General features: G+C 68.0%; 6 protein-coding genes. 5 read left to right on the top strand and 1 reads right to left on the bottom strand.

The features are described from left to right. Window positions 1-171, bottom strand: a 171-nt coding sequence (locus ACFWFR_RS16080) for a GDP-mannose 4,6-dehydratase (RefSeq protein ID WP_377623625.1), incomplete at its 3' end; no start/stop codon positions are given. 105 nt (window positions 172-276) lie between these two features. Here ACFWFR_RS16080 and ACFWFR_RS16075 point away from each other — a divergent pair. The 5 genes from ACFWFR_RS16075 (at window position 277) to ACFWFR_RS16055 (ending at window position 6,503) form a co-directional block, all read left to right on the top strand. Continuing rightward, window positions 277-1,263, top strand: coding sequence for an FkbM family methyltransferase (locus ACFWFR_RS16075; protein ID WP_377623624.1), 987 nt, complete (start codon window positions 277-279; stop codon window positions 1,261-1,263). Next, window positions 1,260-2,780 carry a glycosyltransferase gene (locus ACFWFR_RS16070; protein WP_377623623.1) on the top strand — a complete coding sequence of 507 codons (1,521 nt, stop codon included), beginning with the start codon at window positions 1,260-1,262 and terminating at the stop codon, window positions 2,778-2,780. The genes ACFWFR_RS16075 and ACFWFR_RS16070 overlap by 4 nt, the downstream gene beginning before the upstream one ends. Next, a complete protein-coding gene (locus ACFWFR_RS16065; RefSeq protein WP_377623622.1) occupies window positions 2,777-4,303 on the top strand; it encodes a glycosyltransferase family 4 protein in 1,527 nt (508 codons plus the stop codon). Before ACFWFR_RS16070 ends, ACFWFR_RS16065 begins: the two co-directional genes overlap by 4 nt. 98 nt (window positions 4,304-4,401) lie before the next feature. Further along, the gene (locus ACFWFR_RS16060; RefSeq protein ID WP_377623621.1) at window positions 4,402-5,259 is read left to right on the top strand and encodes an ABC transporter permease; all 858 of its coding nucleotides are present in this window, start codon (window positions 4,402-4,404) and stop codon (window positions 5,257-5,259) included. Next, window positions 5,259-6,503 carry an ABC transporter ATP-binding protein gene (locus ACFWFR_RS16055; RefSeq protein WP_377623620.1) on the top strand — a complete coding sequence of 415 codons (1,245 nt, stop codon included), beginning with the start codon at window positions 5,259-5,261 and terminating at the stop codon, window positions 6,501-6,503. Before ACFWFR_RS16060 ends, ACFWFR_RS16055 begins: the two co-directional genes overlap by 1 nt. The last annotated feature ends 58 nt before the right edge of the window (window positions 6,504-6,561 follow it).

Here is a 6,561-nt window from a genome sequence, read left to right as displayed (position 1 = left end):
CAGGTCTCCGGCGATCAGCTGAACCCCCGGGACCGTCTCACGCACCAGCTCGAGCTTGGGGTTGTTCTGGCCTCGGATGAGGCCGAACACCTCATACCCCTTGCTGAGCAGGAGCTCGGACAAGTACAGACCATCCTGGCCGGTGATACCGGTGATCAGCGCGCGTGGCATAGTTCCTCGAAAGAGTCGACTGAAAGAGACCAGGTCACCCTACCCGGAGTGGCTCCTCCCGCGCCGACGCAGCCGCGCCACCAGCGCAGCCGATAGCATGTCGCCATGCCGGAAGCTCCCTTCATTTCTTATGCCCAGAACGGCGAGGACGTCGTCCTGTGGCGGGCGCTCCAGCCCGTCACCAACGGTCGCTATGTCGAGGTCGGGGCGAACCATCCCACCGACGACTCGGTCACGCGGGCGTTCTACGACCGCGGCTGGTCCGGCGTCACCGTCGAGCCCGTCGCCCACCTCAGCGCGCTGCACCGCGCCGAACGACCGCGTGACACCCAGGTCCAGGCGGCCATCACGTCGGACCCGGTCGACGAGGTCGTGCTCCACGTCATCCCCGACAGCGGGCTCTCCACCCTCGACGACGACATCGTCGAGAAGCACCGGGCCGCAGGGATCGACCACGTCGACACCACGGTGGCAGCACGACGGCTCGACGACGTGCTCGAGGAGAACGGGTTCGCCGGCAAGGAGATCCACTTCCTCCTGATCGACGTCGAGGGAGCAGAGGCCAAGGCACTCGAGAGCATCGACCTCACGCGCTGGCGCCCGTGGGTCGTCGTGGTGGAGGCGACGCTGCCGAACTCCACGACCCCGACCCACGAGGGCTGGGAGCCCTCTCTCCTCGCCGCCGGGTACGAGTTCTGCCTGTTCGACGGCGTCTCCCGCTTCTACGTCGCCGAGGAGAAGGCAGCCGACCTCAAGGCGAACCTTCTCTACCCCGCGTGCGCGCTCGACCGCTTCGTCGACCACCGTCTGCTCGCGGCTCGCGCCGAGACCGCAGCCACGACGGCCGAGAAGGAGGCCGAGATCGCCGAGAAGGAGGCCGAGGTACACACCCTCACCCGCCAGGTGCTGCACTGGCGGAACCTCAGCCTGCAGGGCTGGGCAACGGCACAGCTCACGGAGGACCGTTCGGCGGAGTTCGAGGAGCACTTCCGTGCTGAGGTCGCTGCGATGCAGAAGACTCTCTCGTGGCGTGTGACGAAGCCTCTGCGGGGCGTGCGACGCCTCGGCAACATCGTCAGGGGACGCCGGTGAAGCCTCTTCTCCGGGAGGAGGCCGACGCGGCCGCGGCCGGCTACCTCGAGGCGCTGACGCAACGGCTCACGGAGGCCTCTCGCGTCATCCTGGGCGACGCCACCACCGCTGCTCTCGCAGCCGACGGCCTCCCGCTTGCCGCAAAGCTCCTTCCGCGACTGGTCGAGGCGTCGCGCGGCCGGGCGGCCTCGGACGCACGTTGGCTGCTGCTCACGGCCGTCCGTGGTCGGTTCCCCTCGGCCGAAGAGTTCATGTCGTTCACGAGGCAGCTCGACCTGGTCGCCACCGAGGTGGCGGAGACCGAGCTGCTCCGGCTGTCCAACGACGGTTCCGGTCGCCCTGACCTGCCCATGCGTGTCGTGCGCGACGCGCCCCTCGTGGACGTCAACTTCTCGGCCCTCAACGACCACCACACCGGCATCCACCGGGTGGTCCGTGAGACGGTCCCGCGGTGGCATGCTGCCCACCAGGTCGTCCTGGTCGCATGGATCGACGAAGGCACCGCGTACCGCTCGCTGGCGCCACGCGAGATCGCCCGTGTCCTGCGGTTCCACGAGGACGTGCCGATCGACCTCGACGAGGAGCAGGCGTACCGCCCCGAGCTCATCGTGCCGTGGCACACCACCGTCATCCTTCCCGACGTGCCCAACGCGTTCTCCTCCCCTGCGCTGACTGCGCTGGCGCGCTGGTCGGGCAGCCAGACCTCGCTCATCGGCTACGACCTGATCCCGATCGTCAGTGCCGACCTGCGCCCCTTCGGGGAGTCGACGGCGACGGCGAACTTCCTCGCTGCCGTGAAGCACGCGCACCGGATCGCTGGCATCAGCAACTCGGCCACGGCCGAGTTCGACGGATTCGTCCACGCGCTGGCCGCCCAGGGGCTCCGCGCCCCGGTGGTGCGCGAGCTGGGCCTTCCCGAGGACTCGCCGCCCGACCTGGCTATCCCCGCCCGCGAACCGTCCGACCGGCCCGTGGTGCTTCTCACGGGGACCCGCGAACCGCACAAGAACCACCGGACCGCGCTGCACGCGGCCGAGAGGCTGTGGCGTGAAGGGCTCGACTTCGAGGTCCGCATGATGGGTGGCAAGGGCTGGTCGGAGGAGGCGCTCAGACCCGCGCTCGACCGGCTCCGCGAGGACCAGCGTCCACTCGTCGAGCTCGGGCGCGTCTCCGAGGAGACACTCTGGGCAGAGCTCACCTCGGCCGACGTGGTCATGTTCATCTCGCTCCACGAGGGCTTCGGGCTCCCCGTGGCCGAGGCCCTGGCCGTGGGCACACCGGTCATCACGTCGAGCTTCGGGAGCCAGGCCGAGATCGCGCAGCACGGAGGCTGCCTGGTCGTCGATCCTCGTGACGACGACGACGTGACCCAGACGCTACGGACCTTCCTGACCGACCCGGACGTGCGAGCCAGGCTTCGGGCCGAAGCCCTCGTCCGCCCGCCCCGCACCTGGGACGACTACGCCGACGAGCTGTGGGAGTTCTTCATGGCCGACACGAACGAGGGACGACAGTGACCCGGATCCTCGGGACCTCCCGAAGCCAGCGAATCTCCGGGCAGCTCGCCTCGACCTACGTCGACAGGCTCGCGCTCGTCGCCCAGGGGCTGGGCCGAGAGGTCCCCGCTCTGACGAGACCGACGTCGGAATCGCTCTCCGACGCGGTCGCCTCGCTCGTCGACGCTGCTGATCGCAGCCAGGTGTGGCTCACGCTCGCCGCGCTGAGCGGACGCCTGCCGACCGAGTCGACCGTGGTGGAGACGGCGCGCGCCGCGGAGTTCGACCCGCACGCCCTGTTCGCCGCCGTGGTCGACGAGACGACGCCGGAGAGCGCGACCTGGGAGATCCGGCTCGTGACGTCTCAGGTCGTCCTCGACGTCGCGCACACCGCGTCGACGACACTGATGACGGGCATCCAGCGGGTCGTCCGGGAGTCCGCTCGGCGTTGGCTCAGATGGCACGGCGGGCTCCCCGTCTCGTGGAGCCGCCGCATGGACGCGATCCGGGACCTCACGCCGGTCGAGCTGGACCGCATCCTTCGGGCCGCCGCAGCGAACGAAGACGTCGAGTCCACCGAGGTGCCGACCGTCGTGCTGCCCTGGGAGACGACGTTCACGGTTCCCGAGCTCGCCGTGGACTCTCCTCGGACGTCCCGCATCCAGGCGCTCGCGAAGTACGCGCGATGCGCCGTCAGCGCCGTCGCCTACGACCTGATCCCCGTCACGTCGGGCGAGACGACCACTCCCGGGATGGGTGACGCGTTCGCCAGGAACCTCAGTGCGCTCCGGCACGTGACGCGCATCGCTCCCATCTCCCACGCGGCGGCCGTCGAGTACGAAGGCTGGCGCATGATGCTCGCGGCCACGGGTATCGTCGGCCCCGACATCCGAGCCGTCGTCCTGCCGGTCGAGGCCGCCGAGTCGACCGTCGCCGAGGTCGAGGAGGCGCGGCTGCGCTTCACGATCGGATCATTGCCCATGGTGCTGGTCGTGGGCAGCCACGAGCCGCGCAAGAACCACCTGGCAGTGCTGCACGCGGCGGAGATGCTCTGGCGGGAGGGACTGGAGTTCAGCCTGACGTTCGTCGGCGGCAACTCCTGGAACAGCCAGGGGTTCGAGCAGCGGCTCGAAGAGCTCAAGCTCTCCGGTCGCGCGGTCGAGGCCGCGAGCAAGGTACCGGACACCCAGCTCTGGGCGGCGTACCGGCTCGCTCGTTTCACCGTCTTCCCGTCGCTCAACGAGGGATTCGGGCTTCCTGTCGCAGAGTCCCTGGCCGTCGGCACCCCCGCCATCACGTCGAACTTCGGCAGCATGGCGGAGATCGCCGCAGACGGTGGCGCGCTCGTCGTCGACCCGCACGACGACGAGTCGATCTCGTCGGCGATGCGCACGCTCCTGCTCGACGACGACGCGCACGCCGCCCTCCGTGCCGCAGCGACCGCCAGGCCGCAGCGCACGTGGGACGACTACGCCACCGAGCTCTGGGACTTCCTCATCGAGGGCAAGCCCCAGGACGACGAGGCTCGACCGGAGCACCGGTAGTCTTGCCCCTCGGCCCCCTCGGCCCTCGAACCACCATGATCAGGAGAACGATGGACGACCCGCGAGACGACAGAGCGTCCGCCCTAGCAACTCAGTCAATGCGACCTGCGGGGCCGCGTTCAGGCCTCTTCAGGGGAACGGTCCAGTCGATCAGGGATGTCCTGTCGCACCGCGAACTCCTGGGTCTGCTCGTTCGGCGTGAGATCAAGGCGCGATACAAGGACAGCATCCTCGGCTTCTTCTGGAGCCTTGCACGGCCCCTGGCATTGCTCGCCGTGTACTGGCTCGCGATCGGCAAGTTTCTCGGCGCCGAGCGCTCGATCCCCGAGTTCGCGATCTACATCTTCACCGGCCTGACGGCCTGGCAGCTCTTCGCCGACATCGTCCTCACGGGGACGGGCTCGGTCGTGGCGAACTCAGGTCTGATCAAGAAGGTCTACGTCCCCCGCGAGGTCTTCCCGCTGAGCGTCGTGGGATCCTCGCTGTTCAACTTCGGCATCCAGCTCGGGATCCTCGTCCTCTTCACCGCGATCCGGGGCCAGTTCCCGACCGGAGAGCGATGGCTGTACTTCCTGCTCGGGTTCACCGTGCTCGTCACGTTCGCCACAGCACTCGCGCTCATTCTCTCTGCGGTCAACGTCTACCTTCGAGACGTGCAGTACCTGGTGGAGATCGTGCTGATGCTCGCGTTCTGGATGTCCCCGATCGTCTACTCGTGGAGCCAGATCACCTCCCAGGTGGAGTCGACCGTCGTGCAGAACATCTACGCCTCGAATCCGATGACTCAGGTGATCTTCGCCTTCCAGCGTGCCTTCTGGGTCGCGGGAGACGGACAACCCATGCCCGACTACCTCGGTGTGCGCCTGCTCATCACGCTCGGGTTCTCGATCGTCCTCCTCTGGATCGGCCAGCGAGTCTTCGCCCGGTTGCAGAGCAACTTCGCCCAGGAGCTGTGATGAGCACCACCGTCGTACGAGTCGACAACATCTCCAAGCGGTTCATCATCCGGAAGGAGAAGTCCCTCAAGGAGCGACTGGTCAACTTCGGCCGATCGAACCTGCACAAGGACGACTTCTGGGCACTCCGCGACGTCGACCTCGACATCACGTCGGGTTCGACGGTCGGACTCGTCGGACCGAACGGCTCGGGGAAGAGCACGCTGCTCAAGATGATCGGCGGGATCCTCCAGCCGACGTCGGGAAGCGTCAGCATCCGTGGAAGGCTCGCCGCGCTGCTCGAGCTCGGCGCAGGCTTTCACCCCGACCTCACCGGTCGGGAGAACGTGTACCTCAACGCCTCGATCCTGGGCCTCTCGCGCCAGCAGACCGACAAGTACTTCGATGCCATCGTCGACTTCTCGGGCATCGAGAAGTTCATCGACACCCAGGTCAAGTTCTACTCGTCCGGCATGTACGTGCGCCTCGCCTTCGCGGTCGCCGTGCACGTCGACCCGGACATCCTGCTGGTCGACGAGGTGCTCGCGGTCGGTGACGAGCCGTTCCAGCGCAAGTGCATGGACCGCATCCGACAGTTCCAGGCTGACGGTCGGACGATCATCTTCGTGAGCCACTCGCTCGACCAGGTCGCCGACCTCTGCGACCGGGCAGTCGTCCTGGAGAGCGGTCTGGTGATCGCCGACGGCGAGCCCCGCGAGGCCCTCCGCACGCTGCGCGACGAGTTCGACCTGATCCGTCAGGAGGACGTCGAGCGTGAGCACGCCCGCCTGGCAGAGGAGCACGAGCGTGAGGCGGAGAAGGCCGAAGAGGAGGCCAAGGTCATCGAGCGGGTCGTCGTCGAGTCGGTCGAGCTCTTCGACGACCAGGGGAGCCCGGTCAGCCTGCTCCAGCCTGGTGACAACCTCAACGTGGCGATCACCGTGAACGCCACGACCCCGGTCACCGGCGCGTACGTGGGTACCGGCATCGACACCGCGCTCGGCGTGAACGTCTTCGGGACCAACACCAAGCTCCTCGGGGTCACGGTTCCCCCGCTGAACGGTCGGCACCGGATCGACTTCCGCCTGCCTGACCTGCACATCGGCGAGGGCACCTACTCGCTCCACGGCTCGGTGTCCGACGCCGCCGGCGCGGAGTTCCACCGGCTGCGCGACGCGGTGAGCCTTCGCGTCGAGGCCGACGGTCGTTCGATCGGCGTCACCTGGGTCGACGCGCAGGCGTCGATGGCGGACGCCCGGCTCTAGACAGGTCGCGGGAGAGCGCCTCAGCAGCGCCTGCACGACGAGGGCGACGGTACCGAGC

The organism is Oerskovia sp. NPDC060287, from assembly GCF_042726775.1.
GTDB classification, from domain to species: domain Bacteria; phylum Actinomycetota; class Actinomycetes; order Actinomycetales; family Cellulomonadaceae; genus Oerskovia; species Oerskovia merdavium.
The sequence above is the reverse complement of the archived record's forward strand: the minus strand, read 5'-3'. Positions and strand labels throughout refer to the sequence as shown.

Bases quoted from the DNA above. Each gene is read 5' to 3' on its own strand.
- ACFWFR_RS16055 (WP_377623620.1), top strand. From the start codon at position 5,259: ATGAGCACCACCGTCGTACGAGTCGACAACATCTCCAAGCGGTTCATC.
- ACFWFR_RS16075 (WP_377623624.1), top strand. From the start codon at position 277: ATGCCGGAAGCTCCCTTCATTTCTTATGCCCAGAACGGCGAGGACGTC.
- ACFWFR_RS16060 (WP_377623621.1), top strand. From the start codon at position 4,402: ATGCGACCTGCGGGGCCGCGTTCAGGCCTCTTCAGGGGAACGGTCCAG.